This window comes from Clostridium sp. FP1, from assembly GCF_011065975.2.
Classification (GTDB): Bacteria; Bacillota; Clostridia; order Clostridiales; family Clostridiaceae; genus Clostridium_AD; species Clostridium_AD tagluense.
In genome coordinates, this window is the sequence record NZ_JAAMNJ020000001.1 from 1,827,704 (window position 1) to 1,850,819 (window position 23,116).

Sequence of the window (23,116 nt, forward strand, 5' to 3'; positions counted from 1 at the left end):
GATAAGTTACTAATATTGCTTTTCATTTGGTCTAGGGGCAGACCATCTTTTATAGTGGAGACAATATTGCATTCCTGTATGATATCATATTGTTATACTATATCATATTATATTATTATGTAGCATTTATATTTAGAAATGTGGTTAATATAACTATAGAAAAGAATTCTACTGCGATATCATTGTAGGTATATATATAGTAACTATGGTTCATATAAGTATCTACTTGCAAAAAATGAACAAACGGTATAAAATTATAGATAAGATTAAATACAATGATATTTATGGTATATCCTAAGGGGAAAGGTTGATATGATGATTTTTAAAAGACTTACAATAGAAGATAAAGGTACTTTAGAGAAATTTATATATCCATATAAATTTCTAAGTTGTGAATATTCTTTTACAACTTTATATATATGGAGAGAGGCTTGTGATATTTGTTTTACTATTCATAAAGGGGCTCTAATAATAAAGAAAAAGGATTTTGAAGGAAGATACTATTTTATGCAGCCTTTGGGCTATAGCAAGGAAAATCTTAAAGAGATAATAGATGCACTAATGGATTATAAGACAGAAAATAATATGCATTACTTATTTAAAGATCTTGATGAAGGCTTTATGGAAGAGATAAGTAACATATATGATGATGTTAGGGATATTTGTATAAAAGAAGATAGAGATAACTTTGACTATTTATATGAAGCTGAAAAACTTATAAAGCTTTCAGGTAAGAAGCTCCATGGTAAAAAGAATCACTACAATTCTTTTATAAAGAGTTATAAATATGAAGTTAAAGACATTAAAGGGGAACAAGTTATAAGTGATGTAATAGTGGCTGCAGAAAAATGGTATGCTATTAATGAAGAAGATGATGATATGCTTTATTACGAATTACAAGGAATAAAAGATCTTCTTAAAAATATTGAAATTGTAAACATTAAAGGAATTGCTGTTTACGTAGATGAAAAAATAGTTGCTTTTAGTTTAGGAGAAAAACTAAATGATAATTTGGCAGTAATTCATATAGAAAAGGCAGATATGGATTATAGCGGCGTCTACAGCTTTATTAATAAAACTTTTGTTGATAGATGTTTTAGTGATGTTAAGATAATTAATAGGGAACAGGACCTCGGAATTGCAGGTCTACGAAAATCTAAACTATCTTATCACCCTTTCAAACTAGAGAAAAAATATATTTTTAGTTTTTCTAAATGTTTAGTAAGTGATGTTTAAAAAAATAGACTAGCATATAGCTAGTCTATTTTTTTGAGGATAAAGTTAACCATATTTCAGCACTCAAGGTTACGAGATATGGAATTAAAGCTAGAGGGAAGGTAATAATAAAATGAAAAATCTTTTGATTGGTGAAAAAGTAAAACTTACGTCTATAAATGAGGAAGATGTTTTAAAATTTCAAAAGTGGTATAATGATGCGTCCTTTATGCGTCATTATGATATAGTAAGTGCAATTCCTAAAACCATAGAAGAGGTAAAAGAATTAGTTAGTGAAGCACAAAAATCTAATACAGCTTATATTTTTGCTATTAAAAATCTTCATCAAGAAGAATTTATTGGAGTTACAGGATTTGAAGATATATCTTGGAATAATGGAACTGCTTTAATATATATAGGAATAGGTGGAGAAAAACATAGGGGTAAAGGTTATGGAATGGAAGCTCTCAAATTAACTATGGAGTTTGGATTTGAGGAACTAAATTTTCATAAAATACAGCTTACTGTGCTTGAATACAATGAACCTGCTATAAAGCTATATGAAAAATTAGGATTTAAAAGAGAAGGGGTCTATAGGGAATTTATTCATAGAGATGGCAGAAGGCATGATATGTATTTATATGGAATATTGAGGTCGGAGTGGGATGATTTAACCATCTAAAAAAATATTAAGTCAGGTGGGTTTTTACAAACAAAAAACACAGTAGAGCAAGTATAAAATCTACTGTGTTTTTTGTTTATTGATTTTAATAATTTAATATTCCCTAGTATTTGTTTTTAGTTCCTTGCTGTGCAGCTGTTTTGCTAGCATTCCCGTTACTCATAAATCCGTTTTTGGCATTTTTACTATCTTCGCTGTTAGCAATAGTGTTTTGGTTTTTCTCTTTAATATTTTTGTTTTGGCTCATAAAAAACATCTCCTTTAATAAATATTCTTTAGTATGATGGCCATAAAACAGATTATTTATGCTTAAAATTAAGCTATTTAATATATAGTGTCAAAAGTGGGATGCCTAAATGCAAAGAGTGATTTTTTGAAGGAGTTTTTATACATTTATAGAATAACTTTTATAAAAGGAAATAAAATAAGGAAGGAGCAATTATGTGAATATAAAAAATAAAAATTTAACACAAATACATCTAGCTGTTTTTTTGTTTGGGATAGCGGGATTATTTGGCAAATTGATTTCATTATCGCCTATGATAATAGTACTAGGGAGAGTTTTCTTTTCAAGTGTTTTTTTACTTGTTGTTATGCTCTTCATTAAGAAAGATATAAAACTAAAAAATAAAAAGGATTATTTTTATCTTACAGTAATGGGACTTATATTAGCCATTCACTGGAGTGCTTTTTTTAAATCCATTCAGGTGTCAACAGTAGCAATAGGACTTCTTATATTTTCTACATTTCCTGTTTTTGTTACTTTTCTAGAACCTTATTTTTTTAAAGAAAAAATTGTGAAGAGGGATATTGTAATTGCAATTATTACACTACTGGGAGTAACGCTTGTAGTTCCTAAGTTTAAGTTAGGAGATAATTTAACCCAGGGAGTTCTGTGGGGTGTACTTTCTAGTTTCACCTATGCAATTCTTTCAATGCTTAATAGAAAATATGTAAAAGAATATTCAAGCGTAGTAATTGCCTTTTACGAACAATCTGTAGCTACACTTGTATTAATTCCTTTTTTATTTTTAATAAAACCTATTTTTAAACCTAGGGATATATTTTTACTGATTTTATTAGGTATTGTTTTTACTGCAATATCTCACACATTATTTATTAATGGTTTAAAAAGTGTTAAAACACAAACAGCAGGCATTATTTCTAGTTTAGAACCAGTATATGGCATTGTTTTTGCATTGCTTATTATTGGAGAGGTGCCGACCTTAAGAGAAATTTTAGGTGGTATTATTATTTTAGGAACTGCTTTTTATTCAACTATAAAATCACAATAATATACCTGCTATTGTTATGAAGGAATTATAGTAATAACTTACTAATTAAATTTCCATCTATAATGAGCATGTATAGGAGATGTAAAGTAAGAAAGTTTCTTTGTACTAGCATGGGGCTTGATATTATGCATAACATTCATAATGTTTACATATAACTATTAAATATAGCATTCAAGCCGTTTTAAGCGGTTATGGAGATGCGAATTTTCTTGGAGTGAAACAACTATAACACTTTCAATATTTAAATATATTGGAGGTGTTTTTTTTGTCTAGAAGAAGAATTAATTTAAATGAGATCAATATATCAACTTCAATTTTGACTGATTTAAATGAATTTATTAAAAAATGGAATTGGAAGATAAAAGTAAATACACAATAATTGGTTATAAAAGAATGATAACAAAAGAACCAAATAAAACTCTTATGCAAATGCAAATACGTACTATTTGTTCTGTATTCTGTAGTACTGGATTAAGAGCCAGTGAATTCACAAGTTTAAGAATATCAGATGTTGACCTTCATGAATCAATAATTTACACCAATCATACAAAAGCTGGAAAACATAGAATAGTACCAATCTCTTCAAGCTTAAAACCTTTACAAAATGTAAAATTCCAAATCAAATTAAAGGTTTATTATTATTCATTTAAAACTTATTTTTATAGAGCTTTAATTTTAATTTATTTTAAAGGGAAAAAGAAGGCACTGCTTTTTACAGCGATGCCTTAATCCAACTACATTTTATACTAGCATTCTTCTTCAAATATTGGAGCATTTATAAGTGTAGCAAATATTAACTCATGGAAATGATCATCAACGACATTAGTTTCAGCCTCTACAAAATGGACATGCTTGCCATCATTACCAACAGGTATCGGTAGACCAGTAACTGCTTCAATTATATGAAAGTGATCAAAAAAGTCTGTTCTTGTTTTAACTTTATGAACATGTCCACCTTCAACTGGTATTGCAGGACTGGATACTCCGGCAAATCTATGATTATGAGCATCAGCTGTACCTAATTCAGCTACTCTAACGCTTCCTTCAAATTCATGGTCGTGAAATTGTGGTTCTTTTTTACAACAATCTTTATCATCATGTTTTGACATTAACATCACTCCTTGTCCTTCTCGACAGTATATAATATGTAGCTTAATCGAAAATGACACTAAAAACAAAGAAATATACAAGTTGAAACGTATGCTATTAGCAAGCCGCCAATATCCATGATGAAATGAGATTTTATGGATAGTTAAATTAAATATAACACCAAGAGATAGAAGTTATAATAATGAAATACAAGATATAAATGCAGGGATTAACAAAGCTAATAATGGGGGTGCTAATTTATTTATATCATGCCATGCAAATAACTTTGATAAAAACACACATAGGTGTGAAGTATTACATAGCAACGGAAATACACAAGATGAAGTTATAGCTACTAACATATGTAATGAATTGGAAACATTAGGATTGAAGAATGGAGGCGCTAAAATAGATGAACGTGGATTGAATGAAATTAGAAAAACATCTATGACCTCGTGTATCGTAGAACCCCTATTTTGTGATTCTAATATTGATATGAAACTATATTCTGCTGATAAAATAGCGAGAAGTATTGTAAAAGGTATAACAGGGAAAACAGTCGACCATAATGTCCCAGTTACAAATACAATAGAAGTGTGGAAAACTGTTACTGCTATGACTTTGAATGTACGTAGTGGACAAGGCACTGGATTTTCTGAAATAGGAGAACTTCACAAAGGAGATAACGTCAAAATTGATAAGAGTTATTCCAATGGTTGGACAAGCGTTTTCTTTGGAAATAATGGTGGGTATGTTTCGACACAATATTTAAAATAAATTAAAATTAAGGAGATGTATATTAAAATGGATAAAAATAAATTTAAAAATGTAGGATTATGGGTTTCGATATTTGCATTCATAGGATTAATTCTTGGTAATTATGGACTATATTCAGTAATAGGATTAACAGGGGATAGTTATAAAATGTTAGTAGATGCTTTTCTAGGTATATTAACACTTGCAGGAATCTTAAATAATCCTAATACTGTTAATAAAGGATATTTACGCGATAATAAATAATAGGGTATAGAATTTTTTCTTATACCCCTTTTATTTAAATATATATTGAAAATAACATAAAAAATGTCTTATTATGAATATAAAAATATTGAAAGTGCTTCAACTAATTAAATTTCCATCTATAATGAGCATGTATTGGAGATGTAAAGTAAGAAAGTTTCTTTGTACTAGCATGGGGCTTAGTATTATGAATAACATAGGGAATCCCGTTTTTATCTCTACTATCAGAAATAATACCAACGTGTTCGTACCCTTTTGTAAATACCACAATATCACCAGGTTGCCACTCTTTTAGATTTTCATCATTTCTAGATTTAATTTCAGTGGTTAAACTTATACAGTATCTACTAAAAAACACATCTTGATTAGGTACTCTTCTAAAGTCAATATTAGGGTCAGGCTTTCCATCTACTCTAGGATAAAGTTTAGTATTAATTTTTATGTCCTCATCTATAAGTTCTTTTAAACTAATATCAGCGGCTTTAAATCCTCTCCAAATGACGTCGGTGCATACCCCTTCATTTTCAGGTGGGTATCCACCACTATAATAATTACTAATATATTTTGTTTTACTCTGAACTTCATTATTAGCACCATTAACAATATCTAATACATCTGAAACTCCATTTTTATTGTTATCAACTTTTGAAAAAATTTCAGTTACCTGAAATTTGGGTTTGAAAATGTTGAAAATATATTCATTAATAAGTTGCTTATAGGGAATAAATAGATACACGGAAGTTAGGACTAGAAATGTAATTATTAAAATAAAAAGACGTTTTTTCATATTAGCACCTTTCTTAAATTTAATAAAATGATTATATACCTTTACACTATGTAAATTGTATATAGTAAGTATAGCATAATAAGGGTAAATTACCAATAATTATAAGCTGATTATAAGCATTTTCGACTTAGCTTTAAGTAATAATTTAAAGAGATTAAAATAGCAAAAAATAAAATACATAGTGATTAATTTTATAATAGTAAAGAGACCATATAATGGTATTGGAACATTATGTAATCAGTTAGGATTTTTTGATTTAGGAAACTTAATATCGACGTGGTGGATAACGTAGCACTTTTTTCAGGTGTTAAAAGCAGAAATATATCTAAAAACTTTAATGGTGGTAGCCTTGTTTCCATTTTTGGTGGCATTGATATCTTAGAGAGGCTTATATTTTAAATGAAGTAGCAAGAATAGACGTTACAGCTACTTTTGGTGGAGTAGATATAAAAAATTTAGATAAGAATAATTAAGTGAATCAAATTCTCCTGCGTGACTTGCAATAAGAACTCAATACGGGAAATTCCATTAAGAAATTCTAAATTTTTGCTATTTCTATCATGAGTTTATTTAACGACACTTCAGAAGGGAAGCCTCCCACTTCTACGAGCGGGAGTTACATGCTATAACAAATATAAGATTTCAGTGGGAGTCTAAATCTCCTCCTGAAGTCGTTAATATTGCAGCATCGCATATTATTTTAATTTTCAGACAAATGCATAATAAAAACAACAATAGAATATTTATAAAAATATTTAGAAAATTGAAATAATTAACTCGTTTTTATTATAAAAATATGCTATATTAATATATAAATATATATAAATGTATATAAATATATATAAATGTATATAAATATTTATAATTGCTTAATTTTATAATGGTATCAATGTTTATGGTTTGCAAGTTTTATGGATAATAATTTATTTGCAGTGTTATAGTAAAATGTTTTATGCACAATAATAAGGAGGGCATATTATGAGTAAAGTCGATGACATTAACGATTCAGGAAACGTGACGTTAAAAAGGGAACTTGGTCTTGCCGCCGCAACTGCTATTGTTGTAGGTAACTGTATAGGTTCAGGAATTTTTACCTCTGCTGCATCTTTGGCCGTTGCAACAAATCCTAAAACCGCTATGATTGCATGGGTAATTACAGCTATTGGATCACTTCTAATTGCGTTAAGTTTTGCAAGTTTAGGCACAGCTATGCCAAGAACGGGGGGGCCCATTGTATATACTAGAGCTGCATTTGGTGATTTTGCGGGGTTCTTAATTGCATGGACCTATTGGATAGGTGCTTGGGTTGGAAACGCTGCAATTATAACTGCATTTATGCTTTATTTTACATACTTTTTTCCTGGTGCAACCACTCCAATAATGGCATTTTTAATTACTTCAGCTGTGTTGTGGTTTTTCACCATTGTAAATATTCTTGGTGTAAAAGGAGCAGGTAGGATTAGCATTGTAACAACAGTACTAAAACTGAGTGCTTTAGTAGTATTCGTAGTCATTGCAGGTATGAATTTTAACCCTGCAATGCTTAGTACAGTATCAAGTGCTGAGGTTTCAGGAATGGGTACCTTACCAGCGGCAATTGCAATTGCGCTGTGGGCTTTCGTAGGAATTGAAAGTGCAACAGTTCCTGCAGGTGAGATTAAAGATCCAGAAAAAAATATTAGAAAAAGTACAATATATGGTACTTTAATTGCAGCAGCGGTATATATAATTGTTTCAATAGTTGCTATGGGTGTTCTAGATCAGGCTACATTAGCTAAATCAAAAGCGCCACTTGCGGATATAATTAACGCAGCAACTGGGGGAACTTGGGGTGGAAACTTTATAGCAATAGGTGCTATAATATCAACACTCGGAGCTACTTCAGGATGGATATTAACCACTGCTAGAAGTGCATATGGTGCTTCTCAGGATAAATTGTTTCCGAAAGTATTTGGAGAAATACACCCCAAATATAAGACGCCTGTTGCTTCACTTGTAATAAGTGGTGTTGCAGCTAATATACTTCTTATATTAAATTATGTGGGTTCATTAAATGCAGCATTTAATTTTATGATATTACTTGCTACCTTGGCATTCTTGCCTGCTTATTCTTTTTGTGCAGCAGCAGATATACTGCTTTTAAAGAGACATTCACCAGATTTTAATGTTTTTAATTTCTTAAAGAATTCATTTGTAGCATTGCTGGCTTTTGCATATTCTATATATGCAATTTACGGAACAGGTGCACAGGTTGTAATGTATGGGTTTATACTTATGTTAGTAGGTATTCCAGTCTATTTATATATGATGCTCCAAAATAATAAAAAAGACAAAAACGTTGATGAACTAAGAAAGAAAATGCTAGGCTAGGTAATCGATAAGTGCTCAGTTATAAATAGTGGTTAAATGGGACCGCCAATTGTAATTGATGAAATTACAAGGTTGTTTTTATAATATATATAATTATTCGTATTTTATGGTGAATACATTATAATCCCTCTTTACCAGTAACTATAAACTTTGATATGAGTTCAAATTTTGTGGTATACTTTAATAAGGCTATAATTAGGAGGCAAAATAATGGGAAATATATTGATGTATTCAAAAAAGCAATTAGACAAAACACTAAAAAATTTCGCAAAAAATCAAAAATTAGGGTCTAATGACACAGCTGAGTGGATAAGACTCATAAATGATTTTATATATGAATTTGGTTTAAAGTCTGAGGTTAATGAAGAGGATAAACTTTCAATAACCACCAATAAAGAAGAGCAAGTTGTTATTGAAAAAATGATGTATGCACTAGAAGGTACAAAAACTTCTTTGACGTATATTTTTGATGGTAATATTACTTATATAGAAGAGTAAGCAAAAAAAAGTACGAAATATTTTTATTCGTACTTTTTTTTATGGAACACATAGTTATAGAATTTGTTTGTTCTCAGTTCTTTTATTCATAAAATCTCCCAATAATATATTTATTAAAGCTATAGTGGGAACTCCAAGTAGCATTCCTGTAATTCCGAAAAGTCCTCCTCCGAGAACAATTCCCAGTATTATAAGTAGTGGACTGAGCCCTACCTTATCTCCAATAATTTTTGGAGATATAAACCATCCGTCGATATTACTTAAAGTTACAATAAATAATACTAGCTCTAAAGATTTTATTGGACTAAAGAATATTGTTATTGTAACAGCAGGTATCATTCCTATGATATTTCCAAAATAAGGAATCATATTTGTTACTGCTATTACTAAACTAAAAGGCAACGCATAAGGTATTTTTAATATCATAAATCCTATAAAAGTAATAGCACCAAAAATAATAGAGTCAATTATTTTTCCAACAAAATATTTTTTAAAAATAGTATTAGCTATTTTTCCGAAATCAACTACTTTAATAGCATGGGCTTCATTTAAAAAAGAATAAATGAATTTTTTAATATTAAAAATAATGGATTCTTTATCAATTAAATAGTAAACTGAAATTACTATTCCAGACATTAATTTCATAAAGAAAGAACTTAAACCCTTTAAGTTATTAATTAGAAGCTGTAAACCTGGGGTGAAATATGCTGATATATCTTTATTAAAAGTAGTAAGGTAATTTTTCAAGTAAGATGTAATATTAAGTTTGTTTAATAGTTTATTTTCAACTATAAAATCAGTAGACCCTTTAATTGACTTATCTGCTAATTGAGGAATATTATTAAATAAATCAACAACACTTTTAATAACATTAGGAGCAAGCAATAATATTGTTAATAACATTATACCTATAAATATTGTATAAATTATGCTTATGCTATAAAACCTTTTTATTTTAGTTTCCTTTTCAATGTATACCATAAGTGGATTAAGTAAATAAGCTATAACAAAACCCCAAATAAAATAACTAAGTAGTGAATTTATTTTTTGAAACATTGAACCTATATTTTCAATGTTACTTATTATTCTAAAAAGAAAAAAAGTGATTATAATAATAGGGATAAGCTGTATGTAGGGTATCTTTTTATACCGAATCAATATAATTCCTCCAATCAATATCTATAAATATAAGTATAGCAGTTTGTAAAAAATAATTGAAGAGTTTTATTAGCAAAAATCAAAAGTTTTTACCAAAATGATAAAATAATGAATAACATCTCTTTGCTATTATGTACTATAATGTAAATATGTTTTAATTACTAATGTTACCTTTATCTTTCAAGGGAGAAGCTAGTCTTGTAGACAATTTACTTCAGTTACAGATTCATAAATCTGAAATAGATGTTTTTGGAAACATGGCTTCAATGCCTGATGGAATAAGCGTTGATGTATCCGGTAAAAAACTTGGAGATGCAATTACAATAAAAGACTTTGATTTAGATGCGAAAATAAGAACAATCTAATAAATATAACATAGGGTATAAGAGTGTTGATGAAAACTGAGTTTTCGTCAACATTCTTATTTTTTTTGTTGATTTATGATAAATTAATCAGAGAAAAGCTGATTTTATATACAATATTATCTAAATTCACAGTAAAAATCCATTTTGCCTATAAATAATTTACAAAATTGGTCGATAATATAACTTGGGACTGTATTTTATTAAAATGTTTTGTAACGATAATGAAACTATTTATAATAATTTACAGATATATAAGGGGGGATTATTTTGAAAAATAAGATTAGCGCTAAAATAATTATTGCTATAGTGAGTTGTTCAATTTTAGTATCAGCAATGGTGGGAATTACAAGTATTTTAAAGTCCACAAGTATAATTAAGCAGGAAGCCACAGATAAATTATCAAATATAGCTTCTAGTAGGGGAAATGAATATACAATACAGACTACGAAGGTTGAAAACACAGTAAAGGAGTTATCTGGACTAGTTTTAGGGACAATAGAAGTTTCTAAGGTTAAAGACCCAAAATATATAAGTTCATATGAAAAACAGCTGGGTTCACTAATGAAGACTTTAGGTGATAGTAATAATGGTCTTATAGGGTTATATATGATTTTTAATCCTAAATTTACTGGTAGTAGTGAATCTTACTGTGTGAATTACTTATATGACGAAGGAAAAAAACAAAGCGCAGTGACTAATGACATGTTAAAAGTAGGCCGATTTGAAGAAGGTAATGCAGCTATAATTAGTAGTAAGATAGGGATGTGGTTAAATCCTTACATAGACAAAGATAGTAAAATAAATATGGTATCCTATACTATGCCAGTTTATGCTAATAATGAATTAGTTGGAGTTGCAGGTATGGATATTTCTTTTGAAAGTCTAAAAAAGATGATTTTAAGCACAAAGATATATGATACTGGTTCTGCATTTTTGCTAGATAAGGATTATAGCTTTATAGTTGGTAGTAGCAAAAAAAATACTGATAAATTAGATAAATTAGATAAATTAGAAAATGGGAAATATAAATTTATAACTGATGAATTAAAAAATAAAAAATCAATGGTACTAGAGACAAGGTTCGAAGGACGCACCCAGATGATGGGTTATTACACTTTGAATAATGGTCAAATTATGGGGGTAAAAGTTCCTAGCTCAGAAGTCTTGAAAAATTTAAATAATTTAAGATATATTATTGTTTTAATTATAGCGCTAGGAATTATTGGTTCAATAATTATTGCATTATTTATTGGCAGAAGAATATCAAGACCTATAGAAGTTGCAACAGGGTTTATAGGTAGATTAGCTAAGCTAGACTTAACTTATAATGATAAGAACATTAACCAAATGCTCTTAAGCAAAGATGAAATAGGTGTTATGGGAAAGGGTTTAATAGAACTAAGGAAAGAATTAATAAAGGTTGTTTACGAATTAAAGGAGGATTCTACTGGTTTATTACAATATTCAAATACTATTTCGGCTAATGCGGAGGAAACATCAGTTTCTATTACTGTTGTGGCGCAAACTGTTGAAGAATTAGCTAAAGGATCAGTTGAACAAGCAAAAGAGGCACAAGATGGTTCATATAAACTGAGCATACTTGCAGGTGAGATAGAAGAAGTTGTGGTAAGTAGTAATAGTCTTAAAGAATATTCAATAGAAATGGAAAAAATGCAAGATAAGGGAAGTAAAGCGATTAAGGAACTAAATGTAAAACTCGAACTAAATGTACATGCTACTGAAAAAGTTGCTGATAATATAGACGAATTATCAAATAAATCAAGCTTAATAGGGGAAATTATAAGCACCATTCAATCTATTGCAAGTCAGACAAATCTATTAGCTTTAAATGCTGCAATTGAAGCAGCAAGAGCAGGTGAGAGTGGGAAAGGGTTTGCAGTGGTAGCAGAGGAAATTAGAAAGCTTGCAGAAAAAACAGCTACATCTACACAAGAAATAGATGAAATAGTAAAGCAAATTCAAGGCGAAATAAGTTTAGGAAAAAACAATATGGATGAAGCTAAAAATACTGTTAAACAAGCAAGTGGTGTAATGATAACATCCATAGAAGCTTTTGATGTTATTGGAGAAGGAATATATAATATTAAATCAAAAATACAGTGCATTGCGTCTAGTATGAATACAGTAGATAGTGGAAAAGATGATATAGTCGACGCTATTCAAGGGATATCTGCAATAACGGAGGAAGCTGCAGCGTCGACCCAGGAAGTGGCAGCAACCATGGAAGAGCAAGAAGCTGCAATTAAAAATGTATCAGAGACTGTAGAAGAATTAAAAGAATTAGCAGTTGTATTAGATAAAATAGTTGGTAAATTTACAATATGAAATAAAACAATTATTAATTTCAATAGATTAACGCACTTGAATTTATTTAAGTGCGTTTTTAACTTTGTTGAAAATAACTTTTAATAGGGCCTGAGTTTTAATTTACTGTGCAAATTTTATGGATTAATGATAGAATAGTATTTGTCGTTTATTTTTTGTTTACATTGAATATAGGCATTAATCATAATAAGGGAAGTGACATAAAGGATGGAATCGAAAAAAACGAGTATAGTCATTGCATTAATGGTGTCAATGTTTCTCGCCGCTGTAGAGGGGACAGTAATAACTACTGCCATACCAACTATAGTTAAAGAATTAAATGGGTTTGAGCTTATAAGTTGGGTTTTTGCTGCTTATCTATTGACATCAGCTATTTCAACACCTATATATGGAAAATTATCTGATTTATATGGGAGGAAAAACATTCTTTCAATTGGAATAATAATTTTTTTACTGGGGAGTTGTCTTTGTGGAATATCACAAAGCATGTATCAGCTTATAGCGTTTCGTGCAGTTCAAGGATTGGGCGCGGGAGCAATATTTACTGTTACTTATACCATAGTGGGTGATGTTTTTACTGCTGAAGAAAAACCAAAGGTTCAAGGCTGGTTAAGTACAGTATGGGGAATAGCTAGTTTAACTGGACCCTTTTTAGGTGGTTTTTTAATAGAAAATCTTTCATGGAATTGGATTTTCTTTATAAACCTACCTTTTGGGATAATATCAATAGTACTTTTACAAAAAAATCTAATTGAAACTTTTGAGAGGAAGAAACATAAAATAGATTATCTAGGTACTTTATTATTCTCCCTTGCAATTTTAACCTTTTTATTGGGAAGTTTATCCGGTAGAAAAAATAATATTATAATATCTTTAATAGTTACAATTGCATTACTCATTATATTTTATTATGTGGAAAAAAGGGCGGAGGAGCCGATTATACCTTTTGAAATTTTCACAAAAACTAGTAATATTGTGAATACTATGAGCTTTTTAGCAGCAGGAATTTTAATAGGAGTAGAGGTTTACTTACCTATATATATGCAGAATGTTTTGGGTTTTGGAGCTACAGCTTCTGGAGTTTCTATGGCACCTATGTCTATTTCATGGCTATTATCTTCATTTATTTTGTCTAAAGCTATTCCTAAATATGGTGAAAGGATAGTCATTGGTATATCCACTTTAATTTTGATTATTAGTTGTGGATTTTTAACTACTTTAACTGTGAAATCTCCATTAATATCAGTTATAGTTTATGGTTTTATCATGGGCTTTGGTTTTGGAGGAGCTTTTACAACATTAACAATAATGGTGCAAGAGTCTGTAGGATATAGCAAAAGAGGCGCTGCCACAGCAGTAAATGCACTAGTACGTACATTAGGTCAAACTATAGGCGTAAGTATTTTTGGAATCATATTAAATACTAACATAGTTAGATACTTTAATAACTTAGGAATAGTGGGCATAGAACCAAATAATTTATATTCTCAGTCAACTTTGAATAGTGGAGTAAGTTTGAAGCAAATAAAATTATCTTTAAATTCAGGGCTTCATGTAGTATTTATAGCATTTATCATAATCGCGGTAGTTTCATTGATGCTTTCTTTTAAATTTGAGGCAAATTCAAAAAAAGTATTTTAGAATAAAAAGATTTATATTGATTCAAATACAAGTAAGTAATGTATTCAAAAGGGGGCATCCTTAAGGAGGGATTGCTCCTTTTGCCTAAAGTGAAGGTAAGACAGGTATCATTATAAAAGCTGTAGGCACGTGAAGCTTAATAATTGTCAGAATAATTCACCGATTATTCACAATGTTATTTAGTAATAACTATTGACAAGGTTCGGAAAGGGAAGTATACTAAAGTTACACAAAGAAGAAAGCTTTCAATTCAGAGTGTAAGGCAAAATATTAAAAAACAATAAAAAAATCTTAAAAAAGAAAGGGTGTGGCCCAAAAATTAATAATATTAAAAAACTATTTATTATAATTGAAAGTGGGGTGGTTACACCAAAGAAAACAATTTAAACTGGTTTGCATATTTAGAAAAGTATTTCAAAACTGTTGAATCAGCATGGACAAGCAACTTAATTCATAGGTAGTGGAAAAAATATCGATTAGGCCTATAAAAGATACTTTAGTCCATTGCTAAATATTAATAAAAAATAATTTAAAGTTACCCGTACCACATTAAACCTTAAGAGTTTAATAGCAACAATATTAGAAGCATTATTATTTATGAGCGGGAAATTAGTTAGGAGAGAATTATTGAAAGAACAATTTATTAGGAAATAGAAGCTAAGCCCATCGGGATTAATATATGGCAAATTAGCTTCTATTTTTTTGTCAATTTATAATGAAATTAAAATAAAGACTATAGTACTGTTCATAACAACAATAGCAAAGGAAACCATTTACATTGCAAAAAATCTAATAATCAGTTATACTTATTATATTAATAAATAATAAATGGCAAAGAATATGAGCCGCGTTATTATAAAGTGTTATGCTTTATTTTGATGTGGCTTTTAATATGTATTAAACTGTAAACGGTTAATATGACTATTTAAAAAAAGGAGTTTTTCACAATGGCTAAATATATAATGGCGTTAGATCAAGGGACAACAAGTTCAAGGTGTATTCTATTCGATAAGAAGGGACTTATTGTAACTTCCGCACAAAAAGAGTTTACTCAGATTTTTCCGAAAGAAGCCTGGGTAGAACATGATCCAATGGAAATTTGGTGGAGTCAAATTAGTGTTGCAACAGAAGCAATGGCTAAGGTTAATGCTACGGCGTCTGATATAGCAGCAATAGGTATTACAAACCAAAGAGAAACCACTGTGGTTTGGGATAGGCGAACTGGAGTTCCAGTATATAATGCAATTGTATGGCAATGTAGAAGGACGGCTGAAACTTGTGATGAACTAACAGAAAAAGGCTTTGATAAAGTAATTAGAGCTAAAACTGGATTGATTTTGGATGCTTATTTTTCTGGAACAAAAATAAAATGGATATTAGACAATGTAGAAGGCGCTAGAGAAAAAGCAGAACAAGGCAATTTATTATTTGGTAACATAGATACATGGTTAATTTGGAATTTAACAAAAGGAAAAACCTATGTAACAGACTATTCAAATGCTTCAAGAACATTACTATTCAATATTCATAAACTTACATGGGATGAAGAAATTTTGGAAACATTGAATATACCAAAATCAATGCTACCAGAGGTTAAACCTTCAAGTTGTGTTTATGGATATACAGATGCTTCCTTGTTTGGAGGAGAAATTCCTATTGCGGGCGCTGCTGGAGATCAACAAGCAGCCTTGTTTGGACAAACTTGTTACGCACCAGGAACAGCTAAAAACACATATGGTACAGGATGCTTCATGCTTATGAATACAGGAGAAAAGGCAATTGAATCCACACAAGGATTACTTACTACCATTGCTTGGGGAATAGATGGCAAAGTTGAGTATGCACTTGAGGGTAGTGTATTTATAGCTGGAGCTGCTATACAATGGTTAAGAGACGAGCTTCGTATGATTGACAATGCTGCTGATTGTGAGGAATATGCAAATGCAGTAGAAGACACAAATGGAGTATATGTGGTTCCTGCTTTTGTGGGGCTGGGAGCACCTTATTGGGATCCGTATGCAAGGGGGACAATAGTAGGGCTTACAAGAGGAGCGAAGAAAGAACATTTGATAAGAGCGACTCTGGAAGCACTTGCTTACCAAACACATGATGTTTTAAAAGCAATGCAAGAAGATTCTGGAATTACACTTACAGAACTTAAAGTAGATGGAGGAGCTTGCTCAAATAATTTCTTAATGCAGTTTCAATCTGATATTTTAAACGTTCAAGTAGACAGACCAGTAGTTACTGAAACTACTGCGCTAGGTGCGGCTTATCTTGCAGGACTTGCAGTAGGATATTGGAAGAGTAGAGAAGAAGTAGCAAAGCATTGGGCAATATCAAGAAGTTTTAAACCATCTATGACAGAGGAAAAAAGAAAAGAATTACTTCATGGATGGCATATAGCTGTTAAGAGATCAGGTATAAAACTTGAATAGGGTGGAATAAAAAATACCCACAAGAACTGTCATCGATTTTGACATTCTTGCGGGTATAAGAACCTTTTCCTTTTTTGATCTTTTGAATTCCTGTGCCTCTTCCAATTTCACTGGAATTAAATTTTCTTCTATTTAAATTCAGTTTGTTCATGTCAATTGTGAAGGACATACCTTGAATTAATTGCTTTTTAGATTTTTTCATTTAAATCTTCCTTTCATCTTTTATTTATTATATATTATGATAATTTCACATGAAATGCAATAGATTTTTGAAATTCAGCTGGATTTTTCTTGTAGTAATAAGCTACTAGGCATATCATTCAATATGGTTTAAGATTACAAAAAAAAATTAAGGCAGGATAATCCCGCCTTAACTTTTTTTATTTACTAGTACCTTTATTTGCTACTGATTGACTATTTAATTTTTTTGTCTCTTCTAATGTAGTACTATTAGTGCTACTACTCATATTATCCATGTTAGCCATGCTATTCATACCAGCACTATTACCTGAATTAGAAGCTGATTGGTTATTTAATTGTTTTGTTTCTTCTAAAGTAGTACCATTAGTGCTACTACTCATATTATCCATGTTAGACATACTACTCATAGCATTTGAAGCACCTATAGTACCTGAACTAGAAGCTGATTGATTATTTAATTGTTTTGTTTCTTCTAAACTAGCAGGATCAGAGCTCATATTCATACTATTCATAGCAGAGGCTGAAGCACCGCTATTACCTTTATTTGATACTGATTGGTTATTTAATTTTTTTGTTTGTTCTAAATTATTATTCATAAACATTCTCCTTCCAATATAAAAATTACACTGTACATATTCAGTGCTTATATAGTTTAACCATTTTCTTATAGAATATAGATGAAAAAATTAGTATGTATGTAATTTTTTAATTTTCATATGAAATTATCAAAAATAATAATTTGTCTATAATAATTTGTTATGTTATTATTAAGCGATGAAAGAAAATCACTAGACCTATGATTAGTTATTTTATTTCATATGTAACAGTTTATAAAAGTGAATAACCAAGCACAGGGGAGTTGGATAAGCCAACTGAGAGCAAGAACTGTAATTCTTTGACCCTAATAACCTGAACTGGATAATGCCAGCGTAGGAAGTTGTTTAATGGTGTATTATATATGTATATATTTTTATATAGCATGGTAATTTAAACACAAATCCTATGGGTTTGTGTTTTTTTGTTGTGAGTAAAAATAACTAATTGAAATAAAAATGTTTAAAATGTATAACAAATAGGAGGAAATTGAAATGAAAAAAGTTTTGACTATAGCGGGTTCTGACAGCTCAGGAGGAGCAGGAGTGCAAGCAGATTTAAAGAGTTTTAGTGCCAATGGGGTTTATGGAATGACCGTTATTACAGCAATAACGGCGCAGAATACCATGGGAGTTTTTGCAGTGCAAGATTTAGAAAAAGAAATTATTGTGGCACAAATTGATGCGATTTTTACAGATATAACTGTAGATGCAGTTAAAATTGGTATGGTGTCTGTGATTTCAACTATTGATGCCATAAGTGAAAAATTACAACAGTACAAACCTAAAAACATAGTACTGGATCCTGTAATGATTTCAAAAAGTGGTTATTCACTATTAAAGCCAGAGTCAAAAACCGCACTTATTAAGAATTTAATTCCATTAGCATCACTTATAACCCCTAATGTTCCAGAGGTCGTGGAAATTCTTGGCGAAGTACATTCAGAGATTACAAGTATTGAAACAGTGGAAGATATGGAAAGGGCAGCAAAAGAAATATACAAGTTAGGCTGTAAAAGTGTGCTTTTAAAGGGAGGCCATATAGAGGGAGATGCCATAGATGTATTTTATGATGGGAAGGAAATTACACATTTTAAATCCGAAAGAATCTCTACAAAAAACACTCATGGAACGGGATGTACGCTGTCTTCTGCTATAGCTGCAAATTTAGCGTTGGGTTTTAGTATGAAAGACGCAATAAAAAATTCAAAAGAATACATAACTACTGCTATAAAGCATTCCTTAGATATTGGATATGGAGTTGGACCTACTAATCACTTTTATGAATTATATAAGAAAGCAGGTATAGCAAATGATTAAGGATAGTGAAAAACTAGGATTTTGGACCTTTTTATTTTTATGGTTTGGAGCTGCGGTTTCTGTTGCTGAAATTCTTACGGGAGGATTCATTGCACCCTTAGGATTTAAAATAGGAGTGGTAGTAATTTTACTAGGACACTTGATTGGCACAGGAATATTGATGCTAGGTGGTATAATCGGTACTAGAGAAAAAGTGCCAGCCATAACTTCTACCGGTATTTCTTTTGGAGTATATGGTACATATTTATTTTCTATTTTAAATATACTTCAGTTAATTGGTTGGACGGCAGTTATGATAAAGGTAGCAGCCAGTTCTGTAAACTTAATAACACAAAGTTTATGGAGCTTCAATAATGTTTTAGTATGCATAGTGCTTATTGGAATACTTACAATATTGTGGCTTAGTTTTGGTAATGCAGGTATGAAAAAATTAAATACTACAGCCGTATTTTTGCTTTTTATACTTACTTTGGTTCTAGGATCAATTATTTTAAGGGATAAAACATTATATGCAAAGGCGAGTAGTTCAGGGATATCCTTTGGTGGAGCATTAGAACTCAGTATAATTATGCCGCTTTCTTGGTTACCTTTAATTGCAGATTACACTAGATTTGCAAAAAGTGAAAAGGGAGGAGCCTATGGAAGTTTTATAGGTTATTTTTTAGGAAGTTCATGGATGTTTATTATAGGCCTAGGAGCTGCTATAGTTTCAAATAATTCAGACCCTTCAGCTATTATGCTTGCTGTAAATTTAGGAATTACTGCTTTAGGCATAGTGGTACTTTCCACAGTAACCACTACATTTTTAGATGTGTATTCAGCAGGAGTTTCTTTTTTAAATATTATGCCAAAGCTCAGTGAAAAAAAAGTTGGTATTGTTATGGCTATTATTGGTACCTTAGTGGCTGTAATACTTCCTATAGAAAATTACCAAAGCTTTTTATATGCTATAGGGTCAGTATTTGCACCCTTATTTGCAATTTTAATTACTGACTATTTTATAATAAAGAAAAATACAAAGCTACAAGATAGTGTCCTTATCAATTGGGGAGCTATCATTGTATGGATTATAGGAATAGTACTTTATTATGTTTTTATAAAAAAAGATTTGCTACTGGGAGCTACAGTACCAGTTATGATTATTACAGGATTTATCTATGCAATAACTTGGAGGTGGACGTATAAATGGAAATTAATAAAAAAATCATAGAATTATTAAATAGTATAAAAGAAAAAAATCCCTTGGTACATCATATAACAAATTATGTTACGGTTAATGATTGTGCTAATATTACCCTTGCTATTGGTGGGTCGCCAGTTATGGCGGAGGATATTAATGAGGTTTCTGATATGGTATCTCTTTCCTCTTCACTTGTAATAAATATAGGAACCTTAAACTCTTCAAGTGTACAATCTATGATTCAGGCAGGAAAAAGAGCAAATGAGTTAAATATACCTGTTATTTTAGATCCTGTTGGAGCAGGGGCAACATCCTATAGAACAGAGACCGCTAAAAGGATTATAGACGAAGTAAAATTAGCGGTTATTAGAGGGAATTTATCGGAAATAAAAACAATCTATGGTGTTAATTCTAAAACAAAAGGTGTAGACTCTTCAGAAAGTGTTTCTGAAAATGGCAATGAGCTTATAGAAGAAAAAGAAATGGCAAGAGCACTTGCGAGTAAATTAAATACAGTGGTGGCTATAACTGGAGTGGTAGACATAATAACAGATGGTAAAACTCTTTACACCGCATCAAATGGGCATAAAATAATGGCTAAGGTTACGGGCACGGGATGTATGTGCACTTCACTTATTGGTTGTTATTTAGGAGCAGGAGATAACAATCTTCTAGCAGCTTTATCAGGAATTGTTTCTATGGGTATTGCAGGAGAAATAGCCTATGAAGGTTTAGATAAAATTAACGGTGGCACAGGAACTTTAAAAGTAAAAATACTAGATGCTATTTATAACTTATCTCAAATTGAAATAATAGAAAGGAGCAAAATAAATGAAGAATAATATAGATTATAGCCTTTATCTTGTTACAGATAGGGATGTTATAGTAAATACAGATATATATACTGATGTAGAGGAGGCTATAAAAGGCGGAGTTACATTAGTTCAGATTAGAGAAAAGAAGGTAGGTACTTTAGAATTCTATAACATTGCAGTAAAAATAAAATGCATTACAGATAAATACAAAGTCCCACTAATAATTAATGATAGACTTGATATTGCCCTGGCAATAGATGCTGCAGGGGTCCACCTGGGTCAAAGCGATATGCCAGCAGATATTGCAAGGCGTATACTAGGCAATAATAAAATAATAGGTGTTTCTACATCAACCCTTGAAGAAGCTAAAAAGGCCGAAAGACAAGGTGCGGAATATGTAGGGGTGGGGGCTATGTTCCCTACAACTACTAAAGATGATGCAAGTGCGGTTTCTGTAGCCTGCTTAAAAGAAATAAAGGAAGGTATTTCTATTCCTGTAGTTGCTATAGGTGGAATTAGTGAAAAAAATGTATCATTATTAAAGCCAGCAAATATTGATGGTATAGCAGTAGTTTCGGCTATACTTTCCAAAAAATCTGTAAAGATAGCAGCAGAAAAATTAGGGGATTTATTTAGAGCATAAAAGCGAAGATTTTGAAAATTCAAAATAGTTGTTGTAATATATGTAAAAACAAATTATAATCTATTTAGAAATTAATTTGATTATTACAATATTAGTGCTTTATTTATAAGAAGTCTAAAAACACTAAAGTAAGTTAGCCCAGTATGATGAATAATCACATTGGGCTTTTTATAATGTTTTTATGATTTAGTAATACATATAGTGTAAAGAAATGACAAAATTATAAGGAGTGTTCAATATGATATTTCCAGGTAAGGTTTTAATTGCACAGGGTGGAGGTCCAACCGCTGTTATTAATCAATCCCTAGTTGGCGCAGTGCTAGAAGCAAGAAAATTTGCGCAGGTAACAAAAGTCTATGGTGCTATAAGTGGAGTAAATGGAATAGTTAATGAGAATTTTTACGATTTAACTCGTGAAACAACTCATAATCTAGAGCAGGTTGCGATGACTCCCTCCTCCGCACTTTTATCTACAAGAGACAAGCCAGATGAAAAATATTGTAAGGAGATATTCACTGTGCTTAAAGCCCATGATATAAGATATTTCTTTTATATTGGGGGAAATGATTCGGCAGACACCGTTAGAATAGTAAATCAACAGGCTAAAATTTCAAATTATGAACTAAGAGCAATTCATATTCCAAAAACCATAGACAATGACCTTATGATTAATGATCATACTCCTGGATACGGATCTGCCGCTAAATATATAACCAATGCTTTTATTGGATCCAATCTTGATAATAGAGCATTGCCAGGCATCTATATAGGGGTAGTAATGGGGCGTCATGCAGGATTTTTAGCAGCTGCATCAGCCCTAGCTAAAAAGTACGAAGATGATGGTCCACATTTAGTATATTTGCCAGAAAAAATCTTTAGCATTGAGCAATTTTTAGTTGATATAAAAAATGTTTATGATAAACATGGAAGATGTGTAATAGCTGTATCAGAAGGTATTCAAGATGAAAAAGGAGTGCCAATCATTACGAGCCTTATGGAGAAAGTAGAAAAAGATGCTCATGGAAATATACAACTATCAGGAACAGGAGCCTTAGGGGATCTTTTATGTAAATATATCAGAGATAATTTAAATATTAAAAGAGTTAGATCCGATACCTTGGGATATCCACAAAGATGCTTTATGGGGTGCGTGTCAGATGTAGATAGAAATGAAGCTCGCGAAGTAGGAGAAAAAGCTGCACAGTTTGCATTGTGGGATAATGTGGATGGATCTATTACTATACATAGGACAGGCCATTATTCTGTAGATTATAGACTCACGCAATTAGACGCAGTAGCAGGAAAAACAAAAGTAATGCCTGATGATTTTATTAATAGTGCATGCAATAATGTAACTGAGGCATTTTTAAATTATGCAAGGCCGTTATTAGGTTCAGACATGCATTATGCACACAGACTTAGAGCACCTAAAATACCGAAAATTTTATATAAATAGGGCT

General features: G+C 30.8%; 23 protein-coding genes and 1 riboswitch. Of the genes, 17 read left to right on the forward strand and 6 right to left on the reverse strand.

Features of this window, described 5'->3' with window-relative positions:
• Positions 1-312: 312 nt before the first annotated feature.
• Both G9F70_RS08840 and G9F70_RS08845 read left to right on the forward strand, forming a co-directional pair.
• Entirely contained in the window at positions 313-1,236 is a 924-nt protein-coding gene (locus G9F70_RS08840; RefSeq protein ID WP_164946352.1) for a DUF2156 domain-containing protein, read from the forward strand.
• 112 nt (positions 1,237-1,348) lie between these two features.
• Positions 1,349-1,897 (forward strand): GNAT family N-acetyltransferase, encoded by a 549-nt coding sequence (locus G9F70_RS08845; RefSeq protein ID WP_164946351.1) that lies wholly within the window; start codon positions 1,349-1,351, stop codon positions 1,895-1,897.
• Between the two features lie 103 nt (positions 1,898-2,000).
• On the opposite strand, the gene G9F70_RS08850 is transcribed toward G9F70_RS08845, so the two are convergent.
• Complete coding sequence (locus tag G9F70_RS08850) at positions 2,001-2,144, reverse strand: hypothetical protein (protein ID WP_164946350.1); 144 nt, start codon at positions 2,142-2,144, stop codon at positions 2,001-2,003.
• A 196-nt stretch (positions 2,145-2,340) separates the two neighbouring features.
• Between G9F70_RS08850 and G9F70_RS08855 the strand changes: the two genes are divergently transcribed.
• Together G9F70_RS08855 and G9F70_RS08860 are read left to right on the forward strand one after the other, a co-directional pair.
• On the forward strand, positions 2,341-3,192 hold the full coding sequence (locus G9F70_RS08855) for a DMT family transporter (protein ID WP_164946349.1): 852 nt from the start codon (positions 2,341-2,343) through the stop codon (positions 3,190-3,192).
• Positions 3,193-3,585: 393 nt separating this feature from the next.
• Positions 3,586-3,921 carry a tyrosine-type recombinase/integrase gene (locus tag G9F70_RS08860; RefSeq protein WP_202882644.1) on the forward strand — a complete coding sequence of 112 codons (336 nt, stop codon included), beginning with the start codon at positions 3,586-3,588 and terminating at the stop codon, positions 3,919-3,921.
• Between the two features lie 17 nt (positions 3,922-3,938).
• Here the strand turns inward: G9F70_RS08860 and G9F70_RS08865 are convergent, their stop codons facing one another.
• Positions 3,939-4,301, reverse strand: a complete 363-nt coding sequence (locus tag G9F70_RS08865) for a YmaF family protein (protein ID WP_164946347.1) — start codon at positions 4,299-4,301, stop codon at positions 3,939-3,941.
• A gap of 196 nt (positions 4,302-4,497) precedes the next feature.
• Between G9F70_RS08865 and G9F70_RS27270 the strand changes: the two genes are divergently transcribed.
• Together G9F70_RS27270 and G9F70_RS08875 are read left to right on the forward strand one after the other, a co-directional pair.
• Entirely contained in the window at positions 4,498-5,058 is a 561-nt protein-coding gene (locus tag G9F70_RS27270) for an N-acetylmuramoyl-L-alanine amidase (RefSeq protein ID WP_224617827.1), read from the forward strand.
• Between the two features lie 27 nt (positions 5,059-5,085).
• Entirely contained in the window at positions 5,086-5,301 is a 216-nt protein-coding gene (locus tag G9F70_RS08875) for a holin (RefSeq protein ID WP_164946346.1), read from the forward strand.
• 103 nt (positions 5,302-5,404) lie between these two features.
• Here the strand turns inward: G9F70_RS08875 and G9F70_RS08880 are convergent, their stop codons facing one another.
• Positions 5,405-6,088, reverse strand: a complete 684-nt coding sequence (locus G9F70_RS08880; protein ID WP_164946345.1) for a DUF1287 domain-containing protein — start codon at positions 6,086-6,088, stop codon at positions 5,405-5,407.
• 978 nt (positions 6,089-7,066) lie between these two features.
• On the opposite strand from G9F70_RS08880, the gene G9F70_RS08885 reads away from it, so the two are divergent.
• Positions 7,067-8,458, forward strand: a complete 1,392-nt coding sequence (locus tag G9F70_RS08885; protein WP_164946344.1) for an amino acid permease — start codon at positions 7,067-7,069, stop codon at positions 8,456-8,458.
• Between the two features lie 210 nt (positions 8,459-8,668).
• Complete coding sequence (locus G9F70_RS08890) at positions 8,669-8,956, forward strand: hypothetical protein (RefSeq protein ID WP_164946343.1); 288 nt, start codon at positions 8,669-8,671, stop codon at positions 8,954-8,956.
• 54 nt (positions 8,957-9,010) lie between these two features.
• Here the strand turns inward: G9F70_RS08890 and G9F70_RS08895 are convergent, their stop codons facing one another.
• Positions 9,011-10,114 (reverse strand): AI-2E family transporter, encoded by a 1,104-nt coding sequence (locus tag G9F70_RS08895; protein ID WP_164946342.1) that lies wholly within the window; start codon positions 10,112-10,114, stop codon positions 9,011-9,013.
• A gap of 164 nt (positions 10,115-10,278) precedes the next feature.
• Here G9F70_RS08895 and G9F70_RS08900 point away from each other — a divergent pair, with 164 nt between their 5' ends.
• The 4 genes from G9F70_RS08900 (at position 10,279) to glpK (ending at position 16,904) form a co-directional block, all read left to right on the forward strand.
• On the forward strand, positions 10,279-10,479 hold the full coding sequence (locus G9F70_RS08900; RefSeq protein ID WP_164946341.1) for a hypothetical protein: 201 nt from the start codon (positions 10,279-10,281) through the stop codon (positions 10,477-10,479).
• Positions 10,480-10,746: 267 nt separating this feature from the next.
• On the forward strand, positions 10,747-12,825 hold the full coding sequence (locus tag G9F70_RS08905; RefSeq protein ID WP_164946340.1) for a methyl-accepting chemotaxis protein: 2,079 nt from the start codon (positions 10,747-10,749) through the stop codon (positions 12,823-12,825).
• A gap of 207 nt (positions 12,826-13,032) precedes the next feature.
• Complete coding sequence (locus tag G9F70_RS08910; RefSeq protein WP_164946339.1) at positions 13,033-14,466, forward strand: MDR family MFS transporter; 1,434 nt, start codon at positions 13,033-13,035, stop codon at positions 14,464-14,466.
• Between the two features lie 947 nt (positions 14,467-15,413).
• Positions 15,414-16,904, forward strand: coding sequence for a glycerol kinase GlpK (gene glpK, locus G9F70_RS08915; RefSeq protein WP_164946338.1), 1,491 nt, complete (start codon positions 15,414-15,416; stop codon positions 16,902-16,904).
• Here glpK and G9F70_RS08920 read toward each other — a convergent pair.
• Together G9F70_RS08920 and G9F70_RS08925 are read right to left on the reverse strand one after the other, a co-directional pair.
• Positions 16,876-17,106: a hypothetical protein gene (locus tag G9F70_RS08920; protein ID WP_164946337.1), complete on the reverse strand. Its 231-nt coding sequence runs from the start codon at positions 17,104-17,106 to the stop codon at positions 16,876-16,878. The two genes, glpK and G9F70_RS08920, sit on opposite strands and share 29 nt — an antisense overlap.
• A gap of 178 nt (positions 17,107-17,284) precedes the next feature.
• Positions 17,285-17,701: a hypothetical protein gene (locus G9F70_RS08925; protein WP_224617478.1), complete on the reverse strand. Its 417-nt coding sequence runs from the start codon at positions 17,699-17,701 to the stop codon at positions 17,285-17,287.
• Positions 17,702-17,947: 246 nt separating this feature from the next.
• A riboswitch (TPP riboswitch) is annotated at positions 17,948-18,059 on the forward strand.
• A 134-nt stretch (positions 18,060-18,193) separates the two neighbouring features.
• Here G9F70_RS08925 and thiD point away from each other — a divergent pair.
• The 5 genes from thiD to G9F70_RS08950 all read left to right on the forward strand — a co-directional run bounded on the left by thiD (position 18,194) and on the right by G9F70_RS08950 (position 23,112).
• Entirely contained in the window at positions 18,194-19,018 is an 825-nt protein-coding gene (gene thiD / locus G9F70_RS08930) for a bifunctional hydroxymethylpyrimidine kinase/phosphomethylpyrimidine kinase (protein ID WP_164946336.1), read from the forward strand.
• The gene (gene cytX, locus G9F70_RS08935) at positions 19,011-20,228 is read left to right on the forward strand and encodes a putative hydroxymethylpyrimidine transporter CytX (RefSeq protein ID WP_164946335.1); all 1,218 of its coding nucleotides are present in this window, start codon (positions 19,011-19,013) and stop codon (positions 20,226-20,228) included. The genes thiD and cytX overlap by 8 nt, the downstream gene beginning before the upstream one ends.
• Positions 20,204-21,040, forward strand: coding sequence for a hydroxyethylthiazole kinase (gene thiM, locus G9F70_RS08940; RefSeq protein ID WP_164946334.1), 837 nt, complete (start codon positions 20,204-20,206; stop codon positions 21,038-21,040). The genes cytX and thiM overlap by 25 nt, the downstream gene beginning before the upstream one ends.
• Positions 21,030-21,656 (forward strand): thiamine phosphate synthase, encoded by a 627-nt coding sequence (gene thiE / locus G9F70_RS08945; protein WP_164946333.1) that lies wholly within the window; start codon positions 21,030-21,032, stop codon positions 21,654-21,656. The genes thiM and thiE overlap by 11 nt, the downstream gene beginning before the upstream one ends.
• Positions 21,657-21,894: 238 nt before the next feature.
• Positions 21,895-23,112 carry a 6-phosphofructokinase gene (locus G9F70_RS08950; protein ID WP_164946332.1) on the forward strand — a complete coding sequence of 406 codons (1,218 nt, stop codon included), beginning with the start codon at positions 21,895-21,897 and terminating at the stop codon, positions 23,110-23,112.
• The last annotated feature ends 4 nt before the right edge of the window (positions 23,113-23,116 follow it).